Here is a 21,881-nt window from a genome sequence, read left to right on the forward strand (position 1 = left end):
GACACATAGTCATGGCGTTCAATTTCAAGCGGGCGCAGGAAACGCCTCCGCAATTCTGCATTTTCGGCAAATTGCCGCGTCGCGGCGATTTCGTCCGCGTCAACGCCACCCACCCGGCGGCCACCCAGCTGGACCAGTTGCTGGCGCAAAGCCTGGGCGGGCTGGAATCCGGCCCGGAGGCGGTGGAGCGTTACCGCGCGATGCCGGGCACCAGCTTCGTGCTGCGCAGCCGCGACCAGATGTGGCTGTCGCTGGGCGTGATGCAGCCCAGCCGCGACGAAAGCGGCCGCAATTACCCGCTGGTGGCGGCCTCGCTGATGCCTTGCGACGCGGCCTTGCCGCCGTTGTCGGTGCTGATGCTGGCCAACGAACTGTTCTTCTCCGGTCTTAAGGAGCAATTGAGCAGCGCCATCGACAATGCGGTGGAAATGCTGGCCTGCCGCCAGTTCCTAGAGGAGCAGTCGCTGTTCGGCATCTCCTCCGTGGCGGATCTGGATCTGGCGCAGCAGTTGCTGGAACGGCATCTGAGCGTGACGCCGGCCTCCCATCTGAGCCGGTTGTTGAGCGGCCGCGGGCTGCCGGACCTGGAGACGGTGCTGCTGGCCTTCACCTTCCACCATCAGCTGCTGCGCAAGTTCCAGGGCAGCCTGACGGCGCAGACCTATCTGCTGCCGCTGCCGGACCGCGACGGCGAAGACATGCTGGCCGCGGCCACCTGGCTGTCGCTGTACCAGGCGGCCACCGCCGGCCAGGCGGGACAGGCGGAGCAATGCCTGCTGATTCAGCGGCCGGAAGGCCGCTTCCTGGCCTTGCTGCCGGGAGATTTGAACGAACAGATCGTCGCACAGTGCTGGGGAGGGCAGTTGGACGCCCGCTTCATCGTCGACGTGGCCGAGCCGCACGCGCCGTGGCGCAACCACCAGGCCTACGCCGAAGCGGCTTACATCCTGGGGCGGAGGCTGAACGATCCGTCCATTTCGGTGGCGCAGCTGCGCGAGGTGGCGTCCAGCCTGTCGCGCAGCGTGGCCTGAGTAGTGGCGTAACACCGGAGCGGCCGGCGACATTTGCCGAGGCCGCTCCAATCAGAGCTTTGTGAACTTGAGAGAGAACCATCATGGCCAAAGAAAGCACACAGAAAAAACTGTCGCGGGTACGCCCGCCGCGCGTGCAGATCACCTACGACGTTGAAATCGGCGACGCCATCGAAACCAAGGAACTGCCCTTCGTGCTGGGCGTGCTGGGGGATTACTCCGGCCACAGCAAGGAGCCGCTGCCCAAGATGAAGGAACGCAAGTTCGTTCAGATCGACCGCGACAACTTCGACGAAGTGCTCAAGGGCATGGCGCCGCGCCTGGCCATCAAGGTGGACAACAAGCTGAAAGACGACGGCAGCCAGCTGGCGATGGAGCTGAACTTCGACGAACTGGCGGATTTCGAGCCGCAGAACGTGGTGGATCAGGTCGAGCCGCTGAAAAAGCTGCTGGACGCGCGCAAGCGCCTGGCCGACCTGCGCAACAAGATGGCGGGCAACGACAAGCTGGAAGAATTGCTGGATGAAGTGGTGCGCGATACGGAAAAGCTGAAGGCGATCAGCCAGGCCGCGCATCCGGACAAAGCGGGAGAGTGATAGATGAGCGCAGAACAACAACTTGAGGCCGGCGCGGCCGCAGCCCCGGCGGCGGCAGGCAGCCTGCTCGACTCCATCATCGAGCAAAGCCGCGTCGCCACCAACGACAATGAGAAGGGCCACACCCGCGACCTGATCGGCGAACTGGTCGACCAGGTGCTGGAAGGCAGCGTCAGCGTATCGCGCGATCTGTCCGCCAGCATAGACGCGCGCATCGCCGAAATCGACGCGCTGATCTCCTCGCAGCTGAACGAGATCATGCACCACAACGACTTCCAGAAGCTGGAAGCCTCCTGGCGTGGCCTGAAATACCTGGTGATGGAGTCCGAAACCAGCACCATGCTCAAGATCAAGGTGCTCAACGCCTCCAAGAAAGACCTGGTCAAGGACTTCAAGGCGGCGCCGGAGTTCGACCAGAGCGCGCTGTTCAAGAAAATCTACGAAGAAGAATACGGCACCTTCGGCGGCGCGCCTTACGCCGGCCTGGTGGGCGATTACGAATTCACCCGCCACCCGGAAGACTTCTACCTGCTGGACGAACTGTCCCACGTGGCCGCCTCCGCGCACGCGCCGCTGATCACCGCCGCTTCCTCCGGCCTGTTCGGCCTGGAGAGCTTCACCGACGTGGGCAAGCCGCGCGATCTGGCCAAGATCTTCGACACCGTCGAATACGCCAAGTGGAAATCCTTCCGCGAATCCGAAGACTCCCGCTACGTCGGCCTGGTCTTGCCGCATGTGCTGGGCCGTCTGCCCTACGGCCGTGACAATGTGCCGGTGGAGGAATTCGACTTTGAGGAAAACGTGGACGGCAGCACCCACGAAAAATACCTGTGGACCAACGCCTCCTACGCCTACGCCGCGCGTCTGACCTCCGCCTTCGCCCAATACGGCTGGCTGGCGGCCATCCGCGGCGTGGAAGGCGGCGGCCTGGTGGAAGGCCTGCCGGCCCACACCTTCAAGACCGACGACGGCGAAGTGGCGCTCAAGTGCCCCACCGAAGTGGCGATCACCGACCGCACCGAAAAACTGCTGTCCGATCTGGGCTTTATCTCGCTGGTGCACTGCAAGAACACCGACTACGCGGCCTTCTTCGGCGGTCAATCGGTGCAGAAGGCCAAGACCTACAACACCGATTCGGCCAACGCCAACGCGCGTCTGTCCACCCAGCTGCCCTATATCTTCGCGGTGTCGCGCATCGCGCATTACATGAAATCCATCATGCGCGACAAGATCGGCAGCTTCGCCTCGCGCCAGAACGTGCAGGACTTCCTGAACACCTGGCTGGCGCAATACGTGCTGCTGGACGACTCCGCCAGCCAGGAAGCCAAAGCCAAATATCCGCTGCGCGAAGCGCGCGTCGACGTGGTGGAAGTGCCGGGCAAACCGGGCGTCTATCGCGCCGCCGCCTTCCTGCGGCCGCATTTCCAGCTGGATGAACTGACCATTTCCCTGCGTCTGGTGGCGGAGCTGCCGCAGCCGGCGGGTTAAGGCTGGAGAGCCTGCGCGCGTCCGCCGGGTTCCGGCGCGGCGGCGGGCGCGGGCGTCTTTTGGAATGGGAGGGCTCGCCTCCAATTTTTGACCTTTGTTCTAAGGAGAAGTAAATGGCTTTTGATGCATTCCTGAAAATTGACGGTATTCCTGGCGAAAGCAGCGACGACAAGCACAAAGACTGGATCGAAATCCAGTCCTTTGCCCACAAACTGGAACAGCCGGCCCAGGCTACCGCCAGCTCCGCCGGCGGCGCCACCGCCGAGCGCGTGAACCACGCCGCTTACGAAATCACCCACTTCCTGGACAAAGCCAGCCCGAAGATCTACGAAGCCTGCTGCAAGGGCCAGCACATCAAGGAAATCACCATCGAACTGTGCCGTGCCGGTGGCGACAAGGTGAAGTACATGGAGATCAAGATGGAGCAAGTCCTGATCGCCAAGGTTGAGCCGCACGGTTCCGCCAACGACAACGGCTTCCCCAGCGAAAAAGTGAGCTTCACTTACGGCAAGATCAAGTGGACCTACACCCAGCAGAAACGCGCTGACGGCGCCGGCGGCGGTAACGTCAGCTCCGGCTGGGACCTGACCGCCAACAAAGCGATCGCCTAAGTCTCAGTAGCGAAGAAGTGCCAACCCGCCCACTGCCCTGGGCGGGTTGCAAGAATCTGTTCAATGTCCGCCGCGTGCGCGAGACCTTGCACGGCGAGTACCGCTTCGGAATGCTCATGCGCCCTAGGGCCAGTCCGTTTCTTCCGCTGTTTTCGCCCTGTTTCGCTCGTGACCGCCGGGCTTTGAACAGGCTCTAAGGCACCCCGGGTGCCGCCGCGCGCCGATTGGCCGCGGCGGGCTCCGGGATGTCCTTTACCCATGTCAAAGTCAATCCGGGAAGTAATGCTATGAAACGTTTGCTGATGGTCGCCGCGCTCGCCCTGTCGCTGGTGGGCTGCAAGACCAATCCTAACGCTCAACAAGCCTCCAACGACCCCGCCGTGATCAAGGCGGCGGAAGAGAAGGCCGCGCTGGACAAGGCCGTGGCCGCCAATATGGCCATAGACCCCAACCTGATCCCGTTTGAAAAAATGAGCCCCAAACTGTCCCCGGTGGGCGAGGCTCAACTGCAACTGCTGCTGCCCAAGCTCAAGACCGCCAAATCCATCCTGGTGCGCGGCCACTGCTACCGCGGCGACATCGGCAATGCCCGCGCCGCGGCGCAAACCCGCGCCATCGCCGTCAAGCAGTTCCTGAGCGACGCCGGCGTGCCGGCCAATAAAATCACCGTGCGTTACGACACCGAGCGTCAGCTGCACGCGGTGCGTCTGATCGCCAACTGAATCTCGGCGCCGGGCCGCCCTGCGCAAGCGGGCGGCCGGGCGTTTTCGGGTGCTTAAGCAAACCCGGCGCGGCCGCGCACGGTTTGCTTAAGGACTCGCCAATTGCGCAGTCGATTTGAATCAGGTTAACGCCATGGATCCCAGCACCCTGCTCGCCAGCTTCGCCTCCGCCTTCAACCAGGACCAGCGCCTGCTCACCCTCAGCCTGGGCGACGGCAGCGTGGCGGCCGAGCAATTGCTGCCGCTGAGCCTGGCCGGCGAAGAAGGCGTGTCCCGGTCGTACGCCTACCAGCTGACCTGTTTGTCTCCTGACGGCAAGATCGAACTCAAGAGCCTGCTCGGCCTGCCGGCTAGGCTCGGCATCCTCGACGCCGCCGGCGCGGAGAGCCTGCGCTGCGGCGTGGTGTCCAAGGCCGAGTGCCTGGGCTCGGACGGCGGCTTCAGCCGCTACCAGCTGACCATAGAGCCACCGTTCGCGCTGCTGCGGCACCGCGTCAGCTCGCGGGTGTTCCAGGATCAGTCGGTGCCGGACATCGTCACGCAGATTCTGAGCGAGCATCAGCGGGCCAATCCGGTGTTCGCCCGCGTGCAGGCCCAGGACTTCAAGACCGGCCCGGCGTCGCCGCGTAGCTACTGTCTGCAATACCGCGAGAGCGATTACGACTTCATCGTGCGCCTGCTGCACGAAGAGGGTTACGCCTGGCGTTTCGATCACCTCGACGGCGACACGCCACAAGTGCGCTTGGTCGCCTTCGACGACCCTTACAGCCTGCCGCCGGCCGGCGTCGAGCGGGTGCGTTTCCACCGCAGCGACGCCACCGAAGCCGAGGACGGCCTGACCGAGTGGAATGCCCAGCGCCAGATCGTGCCCGGCGCGGTGGCTTTGGCCAGCTTCGACTACCAGCCTGTCTCCACCCAGCACAGCGGCGACGACAGCCGCATCGATCAGGGCCAGAACGGCAAGGCGCTGCAATCCTCCTTGCACGACTACGACCCGCAATCGCTGTACTACGCCGGCGACGCCGACCAGCTCAGCCATTACGCCCAGCTGCGCCAGCAAGCGCATGACCTCAACGCCAAGCAATTCAGCGGCGGCGGTTCGGTGCGCGGCCTGGCCGCCGGCCAGTGGTTCCGCCTGGACGACCATCCGGCCCACGACGGCGACAGCAGCGAACAGCGCGAATTCGTCGTCACCCGCCAAGCCTTAAGCGCGCGTAACAACCTGCCGGCGGATCTCAAAGCCTTCCAGGATGGCAAGGAAGCCCAACCCTTCCGCGCCGACTTCGACGCCCAGCGCCGCGGCGTGCCGCTGACCCCGGCCTACGCCCACACCGAACTGGCCAAGCCCAAGTCTCGCGGCGTGCAGACCGCCACCGTGGTGGGACCGCAAGGAGAAGAAGTCCACACCGACCAGCACGGCCGCATCAAGGTGCAATTCCACTGGCAGCGGCCGGAAGAACACCCGAGCATAGGCGCGGGGATGGACGACAAATCCTCCTGCTGGCTGCGGGTGGTGATGCCCAGCGCCGGCGCCGGCTGGGGCCACCAATTCATCCCGCGCATCGGCCAGGAAGTCTTGGTCGACTTCATCGAAGGCGATATCGACCGCCCGGTGATTACCGGCGTGCTCTACAACGGCAGCCACCCCCCGCCGGACTTCAGCGGCGCGGGCGCCTTGCCGGCGAATAAAACCCTGTCCGGCATCAAGTCCAAGGAACACCAGGGCGGCCAATACAACGAACTGCTGTTCGACGACACCCCGGGCGAAGTGCGCGCCAAGCTATCGAGCGAGCCGGGCAAAACCCAACTCAACCAAGGCTTCCTCACCCAGCCGCGCAGCAACGGCAAGGCCGAGCCGCGCGGCGACGGCTTCGAACTGCGCACCGACAACCACGGCGCCATCCGCGCCGGCCACGGCCTGCTGCTGTCCACCGAAGCGCAGAACGGCGCTGGGGGCAAACAACTGGCGCGCGAACAAGCGCAAAGCCAGCTGGACGCAGCCCTGGCCCTGAGCCAAAGCCTGGGCGACACCGCCAGCGGCCAGCAGGCCGATACCATGGAAACCGGGCCGGAAGAAATTGGCCCGGACAACGCCAAAGCCGCCAAGAAAACCGAAGGCCATCTGCAACACCAGGCCGCCGCCTTGAAAGCCTGGGAGGCCGGTTCCAACACCGACAAGGACGGCAAGACCGCCAAGGACCAAGCCGGTCAGCAGCCGCTGATTATTCTGTCGGCCCCAGCCGGCATCGCCAGCCTGAGCCAGCAAAGCCAGACCGTGGCGGCGGGGACCAATCTGGACCTGGTGGCGCAGCGGGACACCAACCAGACCAGCGGTCGGCGCTGGCTGCATAACGTGGGCCAGCACATCAGCCTGTTCGTCACCGGGGTCAAGGACCAGATCGCGCTGAAGCTGATCGCTGCCAAGGGCAAGGTGCAGGTTCAAGCACAGAGCGACAGCATCGAGGTGACCGGCGACCAGGACGTCAAGATCACCGCCATCAATGGCCAGCAGTTGTGGAACGGCAAGAAGGAGATTCTGCTGACCAGCGGCGGCGCTTATGTGCGGATCAAGGACGGCAAGATCGAGCTGCACGCGCCCGGCACCGTCAGCTTCAAGGGCGGAAGCCACGATTGGAGCGGGCCGGCCAGCACCAGCCTGCCCACGCCTTCGTTCAAACCGCCGCAACCCTGCAATTACCAGGCCGCGGACGCCGCGCACGCCGGCGCGGCGAGCGCGCCCTATCCGGACTGAGCATCGCGGCCAGGATGAGAGATTAGACATATGCAGGCATTGCATGAAATTTTGCAGGCGGAGGCGCCGGAAGGCTGGTATCTGCTGCTGGACCGGACCCAGGGCGACCCGCTGGCGTCTGAGCAGTTGGCTGCCTGTTTCCCGGAACCCGCGGTCACCGTGTTGAACGACGCTTTTTTTGCCCATGCGCCGGAGCAAGCGCCGCTGCTGATCAACTTGGCGGAAACCGTGGACTTTGGGTCGGAGGAACGCCGGAGCTGGTTGAAGCGGGGGACGGACGACATTGAGGATTCGCTGCGCAAGGGCGGCGCGGCCATGGTCAGCGCCTGGCTGCAGTCCGCGCAGCCGGCGGAGCAGGTGGCCCGGCATTTGAAGCGCCTGTTCGTCCAGCCGCATCCCGATGGACGGCAACATCACCTGCGTTACTACGACCCCAGGGTTACGCGCTTGCTGGACCAGAGCCTGAGCGGCGAGGACAAGAACCAGTTGCTGGGTCCTATCGATCATTGGTGCTATCCGGCTCACCCGGCCGGGTATCGGCATATGGGAATAGACGAGACCAAGGGCCGCGCCAGCGCAGTGTCGCTGCGCGCCGAGCACTGGGCGCAGCTGGACTGGGCCGCGCATTACCACAAGCTGCTGCGCACGGTGGCGGGCTTGAGCGAACTCCATCCCGACACGGTGGCGGCGCAGTGGCCGGACTTTCCGCTGGCCTTGCAGTGGCTGCGAGAAGCGGCGGCCTTGCCCTGGGTGGACACCGAGGATGAGGCCGCGGGCTGCGTCGCGCTGTGGTGGCTGCTGGGGCGGGATTGCGAGGAGCGCTACCCGAACGTGGCGGCGGAGTTGGAGCAGTACCGGCAGGACAGAGCCCCGACCTTGACGGAGTGGCTGCTGTTCGCCGGCGCGGAGTTTTGGAACAAGCCAAGTCAGCCGCCGTTGGCGTGATGACGGCGGCCAATATCGTCGGAGTAAAGCCTGAGGCAAGTTGGCGCAAAGCAGCGTCGGAAAACCTGGAATCAATCAAGTGAGCACTAAAACCCCCTGCGGTAACAAATTTTGCGGCAAGACCGGGCTGATGCTGCTGCCGCTGCGCTATGCGGTGGCGGCGAGCGAGGAAGGGCACGCCGAGTTTCCGGAACTCAGCGGCACCCTGGGCCAGGGCGTGGCGGACAAGAAGCTGCGCACCGCCGCCTACACCGTCCGCATGCTGCGCCAAGGTTATCTGTACGTGATGACCAAACGCTCGGGCAAGCTCAAGTGGGAGAGCGCCTGGGCGGTGAATCATCAGGGCTATATCGCCAGAATCGCCTTGGGCGACGCGGTGCAGCCCCCGCCGTTCACCTGCACCACCAAGGGCGACGATATCAACGCCTCGATGATCTCCATCGAGAAAGCGCAGGATGTCAGCGAATTCCGCGTGCTGTTCCTGCCGGACCCGCTGTCCAAGGCCGCGCTGAGCAAGATCGAATCCGACAGCAAGCTGTATAACAAGCTGCAGAAATTCCAGGCCAAGGCCGTGACGCAGCCGCATGCGTTGCAGCCGGGCGACCTGCGCTCCAAGGTGGTGGAGTTCCGCTCCATCGAGGGCGGCGAGCGCAAACTGGCGCCGCGCTTCAACAACCACATGCACCCCTTCTTCGGCGCGGAAGCCAAGCTGGTCAAGAATGAGCCTTACCCCTATACCGGGCGGCTGAAAAACCTGGGCGTGGAACTGCTCAATAAAAAGGGCATGGCCATCGTTTTGCACGATCCGCTGGGCCTGGCCCAGGAACTGAACAACTGGCGCAATCTGTCCATCGCCCGGCTCAGCACGGTGATGGCGGCGGAGAGCACGGTGTTCGCCAATTACAAGAACGAGCAACTGATGGCCATCATCCGCTCGGTCAACGCTGCTGAAGAGCAGGTGCGCAACGGCGCTATCAGTCGGCGGGAGCCCAAGCTGGGGGTGGCCTTGGATGACTTGGCCAAGGAGGCGAAAAACAACCCGAAGTTCCGGGCTCCAGATTTGAGGGGCATCCCGTATGACAGCATCTATAAGAACCGGGAAGAGTACGAAAGCAAAAAGCAGGAATGGCGGCGCAAGTACGCCAAGGGTATAGGGGATGGTGCCTGGGAGAAATACGGCAAGCGCTTGTGGCCCAAATCGTCCTACAACGCGGTGCTCAAGAGCTTCGAGGCGCTGGGCGACGTTTGCGACCAGAAAAACCAGGAGCGGGCGCAGGACTTGATGCAGTGGCTGAACGCGCCGCTACTGCACGACACCCTGGGGTTTTACGATGACCAGCACTTTGAGAGCGGCGTCGCATACGCCGGCCAGATGGGCTTTTGCGTGCACGGCCTCAATAGCTGCAGCATCGGTCAGGACTGGTTGATCAAGCAGGTCGAGCAAAAAGACCTGAAGCCCAGTGCGATGGTGTTCAAAGCCGCGATGCTGAACTTTAAGGCCGCGACCGAGGCCTATGTGGCGAAGGGCGGGCTTAGCGACGCGCTGTCCCCGTATGAAAAAATACAGGAGGCCGGCAAGGGCATCAGCGATGTCTGGTCCAAGGTCAAGGACCTGGCCGAGAAGCTGGAAACCGTCGCCCATGTCAGCGGCGTCAGCACCGCACACCTGGGCGGAGTCAACCTGCTGCTGCTGCAGCTGGGCCACGCCGGGCTGGCGCGGATGCCGGGCGGCAAGCTGCTGGACAAGCAGGTGCTGCGCGCCGGCGTGGTCCACCGGCTGCTGTCGCTGTCGCTGGGCAAGATCATGAGCAAGGACCTGGCGGCGGCCTACCCCAATCCCGCCGCCTTCGACGCCAAGAGCGTGGCGGCGGCCAAGGCCCAGCGCAATCAGATCAATAAGGCGCTGACCGCGGCCAGCAAATCCAACAGCATGAACGGCCTGCGCTTCGGCTCGGTGGTGGCGATGCTGGAAATGATGAATGTGATGATGAAGGCCGGCAAGCTGGGGGAAAAGCCAGCGCAGCGCGAGGCCTGGGAGTTGCTCGCCGCTAGCTTGGGCTTGGGCGCGGTGATGCTGGAGCTGACCGGCAGCGTCTGCGAGAAGATAGGCGAGAGCCGCAATCCGGCGCTGATCAGCGGCAGCAAGGTGGGCGTTGGCGCCTTGAAGCTGGCTTCCGGCGGCTTGGGTACTGTGGCGGGTGTAATTGGTGCGATTGTAGATTTTGATAATGCTAACGATGCAAAGTCCAAAAATATTAATTTGGCAACCGTGTATTTCCTCAGAGGTATTGTTTCTACTTCTGGGGCCGTGGTTGGTGTCGGAATTGCCTTAGGAGCCTCTGGGCCATTTTTGGAGTGGTTGCTCAAACGTGCAACAAGTGATTTTGGTCGGACTTTATTGCAAGGGATGCTTAATGTCAGCAAATTTGCGGCAGGGGAGCGTATTGCCTTATTGCTACTGCGTGGCGCACGCTTATTCACTGTGGTAGGCATAGGTCTGACTGTGGCGATCTGGTTGTTTAGCGATAATGCGTTGGAAAGCTGGTGTGACAAATCCTGCCTGCGCAAGGATAGAAAGGCCGCGGGTTTTGGTAGTGCAGTGGAAGAGGGTGCGGCTTTGGATGCTGCCGTCTTGGAGGTAAAGTGAGATGTATCTGATGGAATGGATGGTGGTCTTGGACCACAAGCGCTATAAACCTGGTTCGATATGGGATGAGCAGCAAAAGAAAAACGCAGAGAGTGAGAAAAAGCATGAGAAAAAGTTGTTCGCTCAAGGCCTAGGACATTTGCGGGCGGCGAAAGAGTCGGATATCCATGAAAGCCGTTCTGAGGTGGTGGATGACAATGGGTCTATCTACCGTAAGACAAAGACTTACTTGGATGTTTGTACTTACAACGATGATAAACGAGGTTTGATCACTTTACTTATGGGAGTAGTTTGTCTTTATCTTATAGGTGGCGTTGATTTTTTGGTTTTTATTTTGCGGCAAGCTGTAACAGGACTTGATGAGAGTGGAGAGGCCGTTTCTCTCTCTAGTTTGATTTTTCCTTTGGTAGTATTTGGTGTTGTTGTTCCATTGTTGTATTTTGTTTTTTTTCGTTATTTAATAAAGGCTTGGCGTTTGGAGGCTTTTACTGCGCGCCGATTGATGGTGCGATTCAATAGAGAAACGCGAAAAGTCTATTTGTTGCGACCTGGTTTTTTGGGCGGGGTCAAAGCTTATGACTGGGAGGAAGTTGACGCCATTTTGCCAAAAAACATGCCGAATCATGAAGGTATAGGCGGCATGCTGGTATTGGCGGTTAAGACTGAAGAAAACGAAAATCCTTATCGGGATTTTGGAGTGGATGGTGCTTTCCTCGGCTTGCCGAGCCGCGACTACCAGCACTTGCTGTCGTTCTGGGAATATATCCGCCGCTTCATGGAAGACGGCGCGGACGCGGTGCCGGCGCCGAAACGGCTGCGCAGCAAGTGGCCTAACCCCTTGAGCAGCATGTGGACGGTGTCGCGGCTGAGCTTGCCGGGCGGTTTCGATCTGGGACGCAGCTTTTTGTGGCTACGTCTGGCGTTGACGCCGGTCTTCGTGATCTGGGGCCTAGGCCACTATGCCTCGCTGCTGCTGAGCTACGAGGGCCGCTTCCCCAAGGCGATTCGAGAGGCCAGCGGGGAATCGGAGCTGCGTTCCTGGCTGGAACTGCTGGCTTACAATCTGTTGCCGCTGCTGTATACCGCTGCGGGCCTGTGGCTGTACTACGCGTGGCGGCATGGTCTGGATTGGCGTTTGCCGCTGTCCTATTTGGGGCTATAGGCAAAGCTGGATGATGATGGCGGTTTGAAAACAGGAAGAGAGGCTTATGTATTTTTTGGAGTGGTCATTGGCGATGGGGCGGCGCAAGCATAAGCCCGGTTCCTGGTTTGATGAGATTCAAAAAGACATTGCCGAAGAGAATAAGGAAGACGCCAAAAAAATGTGGGCGCGGGGCGTGCGCTATGATCCGGATGCCCTTGAAATTGACGTGAAAGAGAGTCGGTCTGAGCTGCTTGATGATAATGGCTCTATTTATCGGAAAACAAAATCCTACTTGGATGTTTGTACCTACAATGATGATAAACGAGGGTTGTTGACATTTTTATTTGGCGTGATTTGTTATGGTTTGTATGTTTGTACTTATATTTCTGCATCTCAAATTTTTCAATTGATGACTGGCAAGGATGCTCTAGGGTTTGATTTTTATCCGGACGCAGATTTTTGGATTGGTTTTGTTGGGTTTGGTTTTATAACGCCTGCCGTTTGGTACTGTTTTTTTCGCTATCTACAAAAAGCTTGGCATTTAGAAGCATTTACTTTGCGCAGACTTGTAGTGCGTTTTAATCGTGATACACGCAAAGTCTATTTGTTGCGGCCTGGTTTTCTGGGTGGCGTCAAATTCTATGACTGGGACATGATTGATGTTGGCCTGCCCAAGGACATGCCAAATCATCAGGGCATAGGAGGCATGCTGGTGTTGGCGGCGCGGGCGGAGTCTACCGACAATCCGCACAGCCCGCTGGGCGTGGATGGCGCATTTCTTGGTTTGCCAAGCCGCGACTACCAGCATTTGCTGTCGTTCTGGGAATATATCCGCCGCTTCATGGAAGACGGCGCGGATGCGGTGCCGGCGCCGAAACGACTGCGCAGCAAGTGGCCCAACCCCTTGAGCAGTATGTGGACGGTGTCGCGGCTGAGCCTGCCAGGCGGTTTTGATCTGGGGCGCAGCTTTTTGTGGCTACGTCTGGCGCTGACGCCGGTCTTCGTGATCTGGGGCCTGGGTCATTACGCCTCGCTGTTGCTGAGCTACGAGGGCCGCTTCCCCAAGGCGATTCGAGAGGCCAGCGGGGAATCGGAACTGCGTTCCTGGCTGGAGCTGCTGGCTTACAACCTGCTGCCGCTGCTGTATACCGCTGCGGGCCTGTGGCTGTACTACGCGTGGCGGCATGGTCTGGATTGGCGTTTGCCGCTGCGGTATTGGGTCGGTTGAAGATTTGGCCGGGCACAAAGATAAAACAGGGCGGGCGTTGCCCGCCTGGTGAGATGAATACTTAATGATTGCGCGTGAGCCTTAATGCTTGAATCCTTATTGCCGTATTACGAACGCGAACTCGGACACCTGCGCCAGCTGTCCGGCGAGTTCGCGCGCCGCTATCCCAAGATCGCCGGCCGTCTGCAAATGGAAGGCGACCAGTGCGAAGACCCGCACACCGAGCGGCTGATCGAGTCCTTCGCCTTCCTGGCCGCGCGCATCCACAAGAAGCTGGACGACGAATATCCGGAGGTGGCGGCCAGCTTCCTCAATGTGCTCTACCCGCATTATCTGCAGCCGATTCCCTCCGCCACCATCGTGCAGTTCGAATGCGATCCGCAGCGGCCGGAAATCGCCAAGCGCTACCGGGTGGAGCGCGGCCAGCCGGTGCACGCGCCGGCGATGCAGGGCGTGGTGTGCAAATTCCGCAGCGCTTATCCGGTGGACCTGTATCCGCTGTCGCTGACAGAGGCCAAGCTGGAGCTGACCAGCGGCTCGCCCTATCTGCGCCAGCTGGCGCCGGACGCGGCGGCGGTGCTGACGCTGGAGTTCCATACTCACGGCGGCCTGGCGCTCAACGCCATCGGCCTGCAATCGCTGCGCTTCTTCCTGGACGGCGAGCCGGCGCTGATGCATCTGCTGTACGAAATGCTGCTGTCCAATGTCCTGAGCGTCAGCGTGGGTGATGGCAGCGAAGACCCGGCCCGCACGCGCAAGCTGCCGGCAGACAGTCTGCGGGCGGTGGGCTTCGGCCGCGAGGAAGGTCTGCTGGACTACGACGAACGCTCCTTCATGGGCTACCGGCTGCTGACCGAGTACTTCTGCTATCCGGACAAATTTCTCTTTGTCGATCTGCTGCGCTTGGACAAGGCGGTGGCGCGGCTGGACGGCGACAAGCTGGTGCTGCGGATCTTGCTGGACGAATACCCGGACAGCGAGCGTCACAACCGGCTGCAGACCCAGTTGCAGGCCCAGCACATGAAGCTGGGCTGCACGCCCATCGTCAACCTGTTCACCCAGCCGGGCGAGCCCATCCGCGTCACCCACCAGAAAGCCAGTTACCCGGTGCTGGTGGACGCGCGCAAGCAGCAGGCTTACGAGGCGATCCAGATCAAGCGCGTGGTGCGGGTGGAGAAATCCGGCGACGGCGAAAGCAGCGAGGAAGTGCCGTCCTTCTACGCGATACGCCACGGCAGCGAAAAAAAGACGCCGCGCTTTTATTGGCACGCCAGCCGGGAGCCCTCGCCGCGCCAGAGCGACAAGGGCACGGATCTGGAGCTGCACCTGGCGGACCTGGAGTTCAACGCGGTGCGGCCGGCCACCGAGGTGCTGAGCCTGGAGCTGCTGTGCAGCAACCGCGATCTGCCGGAGCAGATACCCTTTGGCGGCAGCCAGTCCACCCAGCGGACGGATTTCTCGCTGCCCGGCCATTCCGTGGTCAAGCGCGTGCGCCTGTTGCGCAAGCCCAGCGCCAGCCAGCGTTGCCCGCTGGGGCGCGCGGTGCAGTGGCGGCTGGTGTCGCATTTGTCGCTTAACTACATGTCCATCGTGGATTCCGGCTGCGCCGCCTTGCAGGAAATGCTGGCCTTGTACAACCTGACCGATTCCCCGGTGAACGTGCGCCAGATCCAGGGCGTGGTGGGGATAGAAAGCCAGCCGGCGGTGACCCGCGTGTCCGGCCGCGATTTCAGCGGCTTTGTCCGCGGCAGCGAAATCCGCCTGACGCTGGACCCGGATTACTACGTTGGCGGCAGCGTTTATCTGTTCGCCGCGGTGCTGGAGCGTTTCTTCGCGCTGTATTGCGCGCCCAATAGTTTCACCCGCCTGCGGGTACATGCGGTTCAACAAGACGAGGAGGTAGCCTCATGGCCAGCCCGAGCCGGCGAAGCCCTCGTGATCTGAAACTGGAGCTGGCGCGCGACGCCAGCCAGTTCGGCTTTTTCCAGGCGGTGCGCATCCTGGGCTTGTCCGCGCGCAAGCGCGGCGAGCGCCGCGGCCGGTTGCCGGCCAGCTTGCGCTTCCGCTCGCTGGCCTCGCTGTCCTTCCCGCCCAGCGAGCTGTGTCGTTATCAGCCGGCCAAGGAGCCGGAGCAGCTGGACGCCACCGACGAGATGACGGTCAGCTTCATCGGGCTGACCGGGCCCAGCGGCGCCTTGCCCACCAGTTATACCGAGCTGTTGCTGGAGCGCCGCCAGCAGTACAAGGATGGATCGCTGCACGCCTTCCTGGACATCTTCAGCCACCGCGCCACCGCCTTGTTCTTCGGCGCCTGGCGCAAATACCGCTATTGGCTGGAAGTGGAGGCCGGCGAGCGCGACGGTTTCACCCGCAATCTGCTGGACCTGGGCGGCCTGGGCCTGTCCCAGCTGCGCAAGCAGATGGGGCCGGACGCGAGCCTGGACGAAAACCTGTTCATCTATTACGCCGGCCTGCTCAGTCAGAAGCCCTTGTCGGCGCAGGCGCTGGAAACGCTGATCCAGGGCTTTTTCGGCGTGGACGCCGCATTGGAGCAATTCATCGGCCAGTGGATGCAGGTGCCGGCGGCGGAGCAAAGCCGGCTGGGCGACAGCGAGAGCGAGCTGGGCGTGTCCTTGTTCGCCGGCGCCCGGGTTTGGGACCGTCAGACCAAGCTGCAGCTGCGCTTGGGCAGCATGCGCCGCGCCCAGTTCGAAGCCCTGCTGCCCGGCGGCCCCGGCGCGCAGGCCTTGCAGGCGCTGCTGCAATTCGCCGTCGGCCATAATCTGGCGGCCGACGTCAGCCTGGTGCTGGACAAGCGCGACGTGCCGGCGGCGCAGCTGGGCGGCCCGGCGGACCTGCGTCTGGGCGGCAATTGCTGGCTGGGCCCGCAGAAGCAAGATCCTGAAGACATGCGCTACGCGCTGCTGCATTGAGCGGCGCGAGCGGAATCGACTTTTCATTTTGAGCGTATTGGAACGATATGTCCGTATCCCTGAAAGCCCTGATCGACAGGCTGACCCCCACCGCCCGCCAGGCGATTGAGCAGGCGGCCAGCCGCGCGCTGGCGCGCACGCATTTCGAAATCGAGATCGAACACGCGCTGCTGGCGATGTTCGACCAGGACAACAACGCCGCGCTGGCGGCGCTGCACGCGCTGGGCGCGGACCTGCCGCGCATCGAGCGCGAGCTGGAAGCCGCGCTGGACGCGTTCCGCAGCGGCAATACCCGCAATCCGGTGCTGTCCGGCTGGCTGCCCAAGTGGCTGGAAAAAGCCTGGCTGCTGGCCAGCGCGGAACAGGGGCAGGACGATGTGTCCACCTTGGACCTGTTGCTGGCGCTGTGGCAGGACGAGGCGCTGCGCGGCGCGTTGCAGTCCGGCTCCGCCGCGCTGGCGCGCCAGGACGCCGGCCGCCTGCAGGGCGCTTACGCCGCCTTGCGTCAGCACGGCGGCGAGGCCTCGGCCAACGCGCCGGCCGCCGAAGCCGGCGCGGAACCGACGATGGCCGCGCCCGCGGCCGGCAAGCGCGGCAGCCCGGCGCTGGATAAATACACGATAGACCTGACCGCCCAGGCCAAGGCCGGCAAGATCGACCCCATTCTGGGACGCGACGTTGAAATCCGTCAGATGATAGACATCCTGATGCGTCGCCGGCAGAACAACCCCATCCTCACCGGCGAGCCGGGCGTGGGCAAGACCGCGGTGGTGGAAGGCCTGGCGCGCAAGATTGTGCACGGCGAAGTGCCGCCGGTGCTGGCCGGCGTCACCCTGCGCACCCTGGACCTGGGTCTGTTGCAGGCCGGCGCCAGCGTCAAGGGCGAGTTCGAAAACCGCCTACGCCAGGTGATAGACGAGGTCAAGGCCAGCCCGGTGCCCATCATCCTGTTCATCGACGAAGCCCACACCTTGATCGGCGCCGGCGGCGCGGCGGGCCAGAACGACGCGGCCAACCTGTTGAAACCGGCGCTGGCGCGCGGCGAGCTGCGCACCATCGCCGCCACCACCTGGGCCGAGTACAAAAAGTACTTTGAAAAAGACGCCGCGCTGGCGCGCCGCTTCCAGGTGGTGAAGGTGGAAGAACCGGCTCCGGAAATCGCCGTGCAGATGGTGCGCGGCCTGACCCCGGCGATGGCCGAGCACCACAAGGTGGAAATCCTCAACGAGGCGGTGGCCGCCGCCGTGCATCTGTCCAGCCGCTACATCGCCGGCCGCCAGCTGCCGGACAAGGCCATCAGCGTGCTCGACACCGCCTGCGCCCGCGTGGCGCTGTCGCGCGCCGGCAAGCCGGGGCCGATCGAAGACGTGTCGGTGCTGATAGACAATATCGACCGCGAAGTGGCCGCGCTGCAGCGCGAAGAAGGCCACGCCGAACGCATCGCGGAGCTGGAAGCCCAGCGCGCCGAACTGCAGGCGGACCTGGAGAAACTGCACGCCGCCTGGGACGAACAGCAAAAGCTGGTGGCGGAAATCGACGAGCTCAAACAGCGGCAGGCCGAGGCCAAGCCGGCCAAGGGCAAGAAGCTCAGCCCGTTGCAGACCAAGCGCAAGGCGCTGCGCGAACTGCAGAAGCTCCAGCCGCTGGCCTTCGAGTGCGTGGACGAGAGCGTGATCGCCGACGTGATTTCCGGCTGGACCGGCATCCCGCTGGGCCGCATGGTCAGCAATGAGCTGGAGCAGGTGCAGAAGCTGGCCTCGCTGCTGGGCGCGCGCGTCATCGGCCAGGATCACGCCTTGGAGCAGATCGCCGAGCGGGTGCAGATCGCCAAGGCCAATCTGGAAGACCCGGGCAAGCCCAAGGGCGTGTTCCTGCTGGTGGGGCCGTCCGGCGTGGGCAAGACCGAAACCGCGCTGGCGTTGGCCGAGGCCTTGTACGGCGGCGAGCGCAATCTGATCACCATCAATATGTCGGAATACCAGGAAGCGCACAGCGTCTCCGGCCTCAAGGGCTCGCCGCCGGGCTATGTCGGTTACGGCGAGGGCGGGGTGTTGACCGAGGCGGTGCGGCGCAAGCCCTACTCGGTACTGCTGCTGGACGAGGTGGAGAAAGCCCATCCGGACGTGATGGAGCTGTTCTTCCAGGTCTTCGACAAAGGCCTGCTGGAAGACAGCGAAGGCCGCGAAGTCGATTTCAAGAACACCATCATCCTGCTGACCTCCAACGCCGGCTCCGATCTGGTGATGCGCGCCTGCGAGCACGGCGTCACCGTTGAAGGCGAAACCCGCGATCCGACGCCGGAAGACCTGGTGGAGATTTTGCGGCCCACCTTGCAAAGCGTGTTCAAGCCGGCCTTCCTCGGCCGTCTGACCATCGTGCCCTATCTGCCGATCAGCGACGAAGTGCTGCGCGCCATCGTCGGCCTCAAGCTGAACAAGATCCGCCAGCGCATCGCCGACAACCACGGCGCGCAAGTGGAGTTCCCGGAAGAACTGGCGGAACAGATGGCGGCGCGCTGCCTGGACGTGGACAGCGGCGCGCGCAACGCCGACGCCATCCTGACCCGCACCCTGCTGGCGCAGATATCCAGCGACCTGCTGGCGCGCATGGCTTCCGGCCGCCCGGTGAAGAAGATCGCCGTCTCGCTCAAGGGCGAGCAGGTCAAAGTGCGGCTGAGCTGAGGAAACGCGTCCATGTGGAAAATGTTGGGCCTGTTCGGGGTCAGCACCGTCGCCTGGTGGGGGCTGCTGTGGCTGGTGTTGCCGCAAAGCTGGCAGCGCATCAGCCCGTCGGCCATCCTGCTGCTGCACCTGGGGCCGCCGATGTTGCTCAGCGCCGGCGTCAAGCTATGGGGCTATCTGAAGGAAAAGCGCGCCAAGCAGGAAGAGACCGAGCAAGAGAGCGCGGCCGAGGCCGAGCGCCAGTCCGCGCGCGAGGCCGCGCGCGAACGGCATCTGGCCGAGCTGCGCGAACGCCAGGCCGTGGTGGACTGCCGCTGGCTGTGGGCGCGCGCCGTGCCGGCCCATGGCGAGCCGGACTGGCTGGCGGAAGCGCCGGAAGGCTGTCTGTGGTCCTGCCTGGACGCGGCCGACCTTGACGCCGACGAGGCGCTGGAAGGACTGCGGCCGCATGTGACCGAGGCCTTGCAGGAACTCTACGCCGTCGCGCCCGGCGCGGCCTGGCTGCCGCTGGTGATGGAAGTGGTGCCCAGCCTGTCCGGCATCGAACAGATCGCCGCGGTCAAGGAATGGCAGACGGTCGCCATGGCCGAAACGCTGGACGACGGCGAATGGCCGGCGCCGGAAGCGCGTTTCCTGGCGGGCGCCGGCACCGGCACGGTGGCGGACCGCGCGCGGCAGTTGCTGCAACAACAGCCGGAACTGCCGGGCGTGATCATGCTGGGCGCCGACGCGCCCTTGCTGACGCGAGGCGGCGAAGAGCGGGACGAGAGCGACCCCGCCACGGCGGAACGCCTGCGCTGGCTGGGCAAGCCGGGCCTGGCCGTCGCCGTCATGCTGTTCCTGCGAGAGCAATTGCCGGAGCCCGATTTGGGCCCCGTCGCCGTGGCCGAGGGCGCCGACCCTTATCAGCCTTATTGGGAAAAAGACTTCAGCCGCGCGGGCGGCAGTTGGGGCGTGGTGCCGGCCCGTCATCAGGCCGGCCTGGCCGAGCTGCCGGTCTTGGCCCAATTGGGCCAGTCCAGCGCGGCCGCTGCGCCGCAGGAGCGCGCCTTGCAACTGACGCGGCAACTGCAACCGGTGCTGGACAACGCCTTGGTCAACGCCGCGCTGCTGGACTACCCGTTCAGCCCGGAGGACGCCAAGCCGGAAAACGATAAGGCGGCCAGCCTGGGCTGGTTGGTGCACAACGGCGGCGACGTAGACGCCGGCGGCGTGCGCCTGGCCGCCATCGCCAGCGCCTTGAACCGCCACGCGGTGGAGCTGCACCCCATCGACGAGGCCAGCAATCTGGCGCGGGAGTGGGGCGACGTCGGCGTCGCCGCCGACGCCATGCTGGCCGCCGCCGCCGTCAGCCACAGCGCGCGCCTGGCCGCTCCAGCCCTCATTACTCAATTCAGCAACGATCATGTGGCGCTGGCCATGGCCAGACCGCCGCGCGAGGAGGCCACAGCATGAAACGCGTGATCCGATTGGGCGACCCCACCGACCATGGCGGCAAAGTCGTCAGCGCCGCATCCAGCACCACCTTGTTCGGCAAGCAGGTCGCCTGCCTGGGCGACGCCGTCACCTGCCCGCAGCAAGGGCACGTCAACTGCACCATCGTGGAAGGCGACCCAAGCTGGGTGGTCGGCGGCAAGCCGGTGGCGCTGGAAGGCCATAAAGTCAGCTGCGGCGCCTCGCTGATCTCCACCATGCCGGAAGTCGGCAAGGGCTGATCGCAACACCTCTATATATAGAAGCCACAAAGCATGGAAAACATCGAACAAACAGTGCAGCAATTGCTGGTCCCCATCCCCGGCGGCTGGCCGGCGGGGGAGGACCTGGCTTACTCCACGCTTTTCGACCAGATTCGCGAAGCCCGCCGCAGCGACGACCCGGGCCTGTCCCAAGGCGATTGGGAACAGACGCTCAAAACGGCGGAATGGCCCAAAGTCATCCGCCTGTGCGAAGACGCGCTGAGTCAGAACAGCAAAGACCTGCAATTGCTGGCCTGGTACGCGGAAGCCCAGGTCCAGGCCAACGGCGTTCCCGGCCTGACCCTGGGCCTGGCCGCGCTGGAGGGCTGGCTGCGCCAATACTGGGACAGCGGCTATCCTGAACTGGACCCGCACGATCTGGACGAGCGCGTCGGCAAGCTGGAGTGGCTGAATCAGCAACTGGGTCTGGCCATCCGCAACGTGCCGCTGCTGAAACCGGAGTTCGGCGCTTACGGCTGGAACGACTGGCAGCAATCGCGCGACGTGGAAAACCTGGGCTTGAAAGACGCCGAATCCAAGGCCGCGGCCATCGCCGAGGGCAAGCTCTCCGGCGACGAGTTCGAAAAGAGCGCCAACCTGTCCGGCCACGCCTGGTTCCAGAGCCAGGCTGAGGCGCTGGTCCAGGCATTGGGCCGCTATGAAGCGCTGGACGAGCAAGTGGACCAGCGCTTCGGCGGCGAAGCGCCCAGCCTGGCGGAGATCCGCAACGGCATCTACGCCTGCCAGGATCTGGTGTTGCGCTACCGTCAACAAACCGCGCCGGCCGGCGTTACGCCGGCTCCCGTGGAACCCGCCGTGGAAAGAAAAGCCGTGACCCAAAGCTATAGCGCGCCCACCCCCGCCGCTTCGGCGGCGCCCGTCGCCTTCAACGGCCAGATCCGCAGCCGCCAGGAAGCGGTGCAGATGTTGAGCGAAGTCGCCCGTTACTTCCGCAGCAACGAACCGCATAGCCCGGTGGCCTTATTGGCCGAACGCGCGGCGCGCTGGGCCGAGATGAGCTTGGAAGAATGGCTGCTGCACGTGGTCAAGGACGATTCCACGCTGAATCAGCTGCAAGAACTGCTGGATGTGAGAAAGGATTAAGCGGTTTCAGGCCTCCGCAACCGTGCGGGCCGGCGAAGCGCCGGCCCGTTTTTCATGGTTGGGCGGGGCGGTTGAGGCGTGTCGGCAAATACCCTTTCCGGATATTGCTTGCCACATCAAGGGCTTGCCCTGCGGTGCCCGCTTTTGTTAAGGTTTTTCTCGCAAAAGGTGTTGACGGGTTTAGGGGCCTGACGTATAGTTCGCCTCCTCAGCAGACAACGCAGCGACGGAAACGAAACGCAGCGATCTGCACCGATCTTTAA

General features: G+C 63.2%; 16 protein-coding genes. All 16 read left to right on the top strand.

What is annotated here, in order from left to right; all coding sequences use genetic code 11:
• The first annotated feature begins 11 nt into the window (after nucleotides 1–11).
• The 16 genes from tagF to tssA all read left to right on the top strand — a co-directional run bounded on the left by tagF (nucleotide 12) and on the right by tssA (nucleotide 21,618).
• On the top strand, nucleotides 12–1,031 hold the full coding sequence (gene tagF, locus AB1Z25_RS02145; protein WP_107798024.1) for a type VI secretion system-associated protein TagF: 1,020 nt from the start codon (nucleotides 12–14) through the stop codon (nucleotides 1,029–1,031).
• A gap of 83 nt (nucleotides 1,032–1,114) precedes the next feature.
• Nucleotides 1,115–1,627, top strand: coding sequence for a type VI secretion system contractile sheath small subunit (tssB, locus tag AB1Z25_RS02150; protein WP_107798025.1), 513 nt, complete (start codon nucleotides 1,115–1,117; stop codon nucleotides 1,625–1,627).
• Between the two features lie 3 nt (nucleotides 1,628–1,630).
• Complete coding sequence (gene tssC, locus AB1Z25_RS02155) at nucleotides 1,631–3,115, top strand: type VI secretion system contractile sheath large subunit (RefSeq protein WP_107798026.1); 1,485 nt, start codon at nucleotides 1,631–1,633, stop codon at nucleotides 3,113–3,115.
• A 113-nt stretch (nucleotides 3,116–3,228) separates the two neighbouring features.
• Nucleotides 3,229–3,726 carry an Hcp family type VI secretion system effector gene (locus AB1Z25_RS02160; protein ID WP_043640831.1) on the top strand — a complete coding sequence of 166 codons (498 nt, stop codon included), beginning with the start codon at nucleotides 3,229–3,231 and terminating at the stop codon, nucleotides 3,724–3,726.
• A 287-nt stretch (nucleotides 3,727–4,013) separates the two neighbouring features.
• Nucleotides 4,014–4,448 carry an OmpA family protein gene (locus AB1Z25_RS02165; protein ID WP_158274210.1) on the top strand — a complete coding sequence of 145 codons (435 nt, stop codon included), beginning with the start codon at nucleotides 4,014–4,016 and terminating at the stop codon, nucleotides 4,446–4,448.
• A gap of 133 nt (nucleotides 4,449–4,581) precedes the next feature.
• The gene (locus tag AB1Z25_RS02170) at nucleotides 4,582–7,200 is read left to right on the top strand and encodes a type VI secretion system Vgr family protein (RefSeq protein ID WP_486636484.1); all 2,619 of its coding nucleotides are present in this window, start codon (nucleotides 4,582–4,584) and stop codon (nucleotides 7,198–7,200) included.
• A gap of 30 nt (nucleotides 7,201–7,230) precedes the next feature.
• Nucleotides 7,231–8,145, top strand: coding sequence for a DUF4123 domain-containing protein (locus AB1Z25_RS02175; RefSeq protein ID WP_486636485.1), 915 nt, complete (start codon nucleotides 7,231–7,233; stop codon nucleotides 8,143–8,145).
• Nucleotides 8,146–8,224: 79 nt separating this feature from the next.
• Complete coding sequence (locus AB1Z25_RS02180) at nucleotides 8,225–10,792, top strand: T6SS effector BTH_I2691 family protein (protein WP_486636486.1); 2,568 nt, start codon at nucleotides 8,225–8,227, stop codon at nucleotides 10,790–10,792.
• A 1-nt stretch (nucleotide 10,793) separates the two neighbouring features.
• Entirely contained in the window at nucleotides 10,794–11,954 is a 1,161-nt protein-coding gene (locus tag AB1Z25_RS02185; protein ID WP_486636487.1) for a DUF6708 domain-containing protein, read from the top strand.
• Between the two features lie 46 nt (nucleotides 11,955–12,000).
• On the top strand, nucleotides 12,001–13,164 hold the full coding sequence (locus AB1Z25_RS02190) for a DUF6708 domain-containing protein (protein WP_486636488.1): 1,164 nt from the start codon (nucleotides 12,001–12,003) through the stop codon (nucleotides 13,162–13,164).
• A gap of 84 nt (nucleotides 13,165–13,248) precedes the next feature.
• Entirely contained in the window at nucleotides 13,249–15,108 is a 1,860-nt protein-coding gene (tssF, locus tag AB1Z25_RS02195; RefSeq protein WP_227106742.1) for a type VI secretion system baseplate subunit TssF, read from the top strand.
• Nucleotides 15,072–16,097 carry a type VI secretion system baseplate subunit TssG gene (gene tssG, locus AB1Z25_RS02200; RefSeq protein WP_107798035.1) on the top strand — a complete coding sequence of 342 codons (1,026 nt, stop codon included), beginning with the start codon at nucleotides 15,072–15,074 and terminating at the stop codon, nucleotides 16,095–16,097. The genes tssF and tssG overlap by 37 nt, the downstream gene beginning before the upstream one ends.
• A gap of 47 nt (nucleotides 16,098–16,144) precedes the next feature.
• On the top strand, nucleotides 16,145–18,778 hold the full coding sequence (tssH, locus tag AB1Z25_RS02205; RefSeq protein WP_486636489.1) for a type VI secretion system ATPase TssH: 2,634 nt from the start codon (nucleotides 16,145–16,147) through the stop codon (nucleotides 18,776–18,778).
• A gap of 12 nt (nucleotides 18,779–18,790) precedes the next feature.
• Nucleotides 18,791–20,233: a hypothetical protein gene (locus tag AB1Z25_RS02210; RefSeq protein ID WP_486636490.1), complete on the top strand. Its 1,443-nt coding sequence runs from the start codon at nucleotides 18,791–18,793 to the stop codon at nucleotides 20,231–20,233.
• Entirely contained in the window at nucleotides 20,230–20,493 is a 264-nt protein-coding gene (locus AB1Z25_RS02215) for a PAAR domain-containing protein (protein ID WP_043641377.1), read from the top strand. Before AB1Z25_RS02210 ends, AB1Z25_RS02215 begins: the two co-directional genes overlap by 4 nt.
• Nucleotides 20,494–20,526: 33 nt before the next feature.
• Nucleotides 20,527–21,618 (top strand): type VI secretion system protein TssA, encoded by a 1,092-nt coding sequence (tssA, locus tag AB1Z25_RS02220; protein ID WP_107798038.1) that lies wholly within the window; start codon nucleotides 20,527–20,529, stop codon nucleotides 21,616–21,618.
• The last annotated feature ends 263 nt before the right edge of the window (nucleotides 21,619–21,881 follow it).

Source organism: Chromobacterium sp. HL1, from assembly GCF_057418835.1.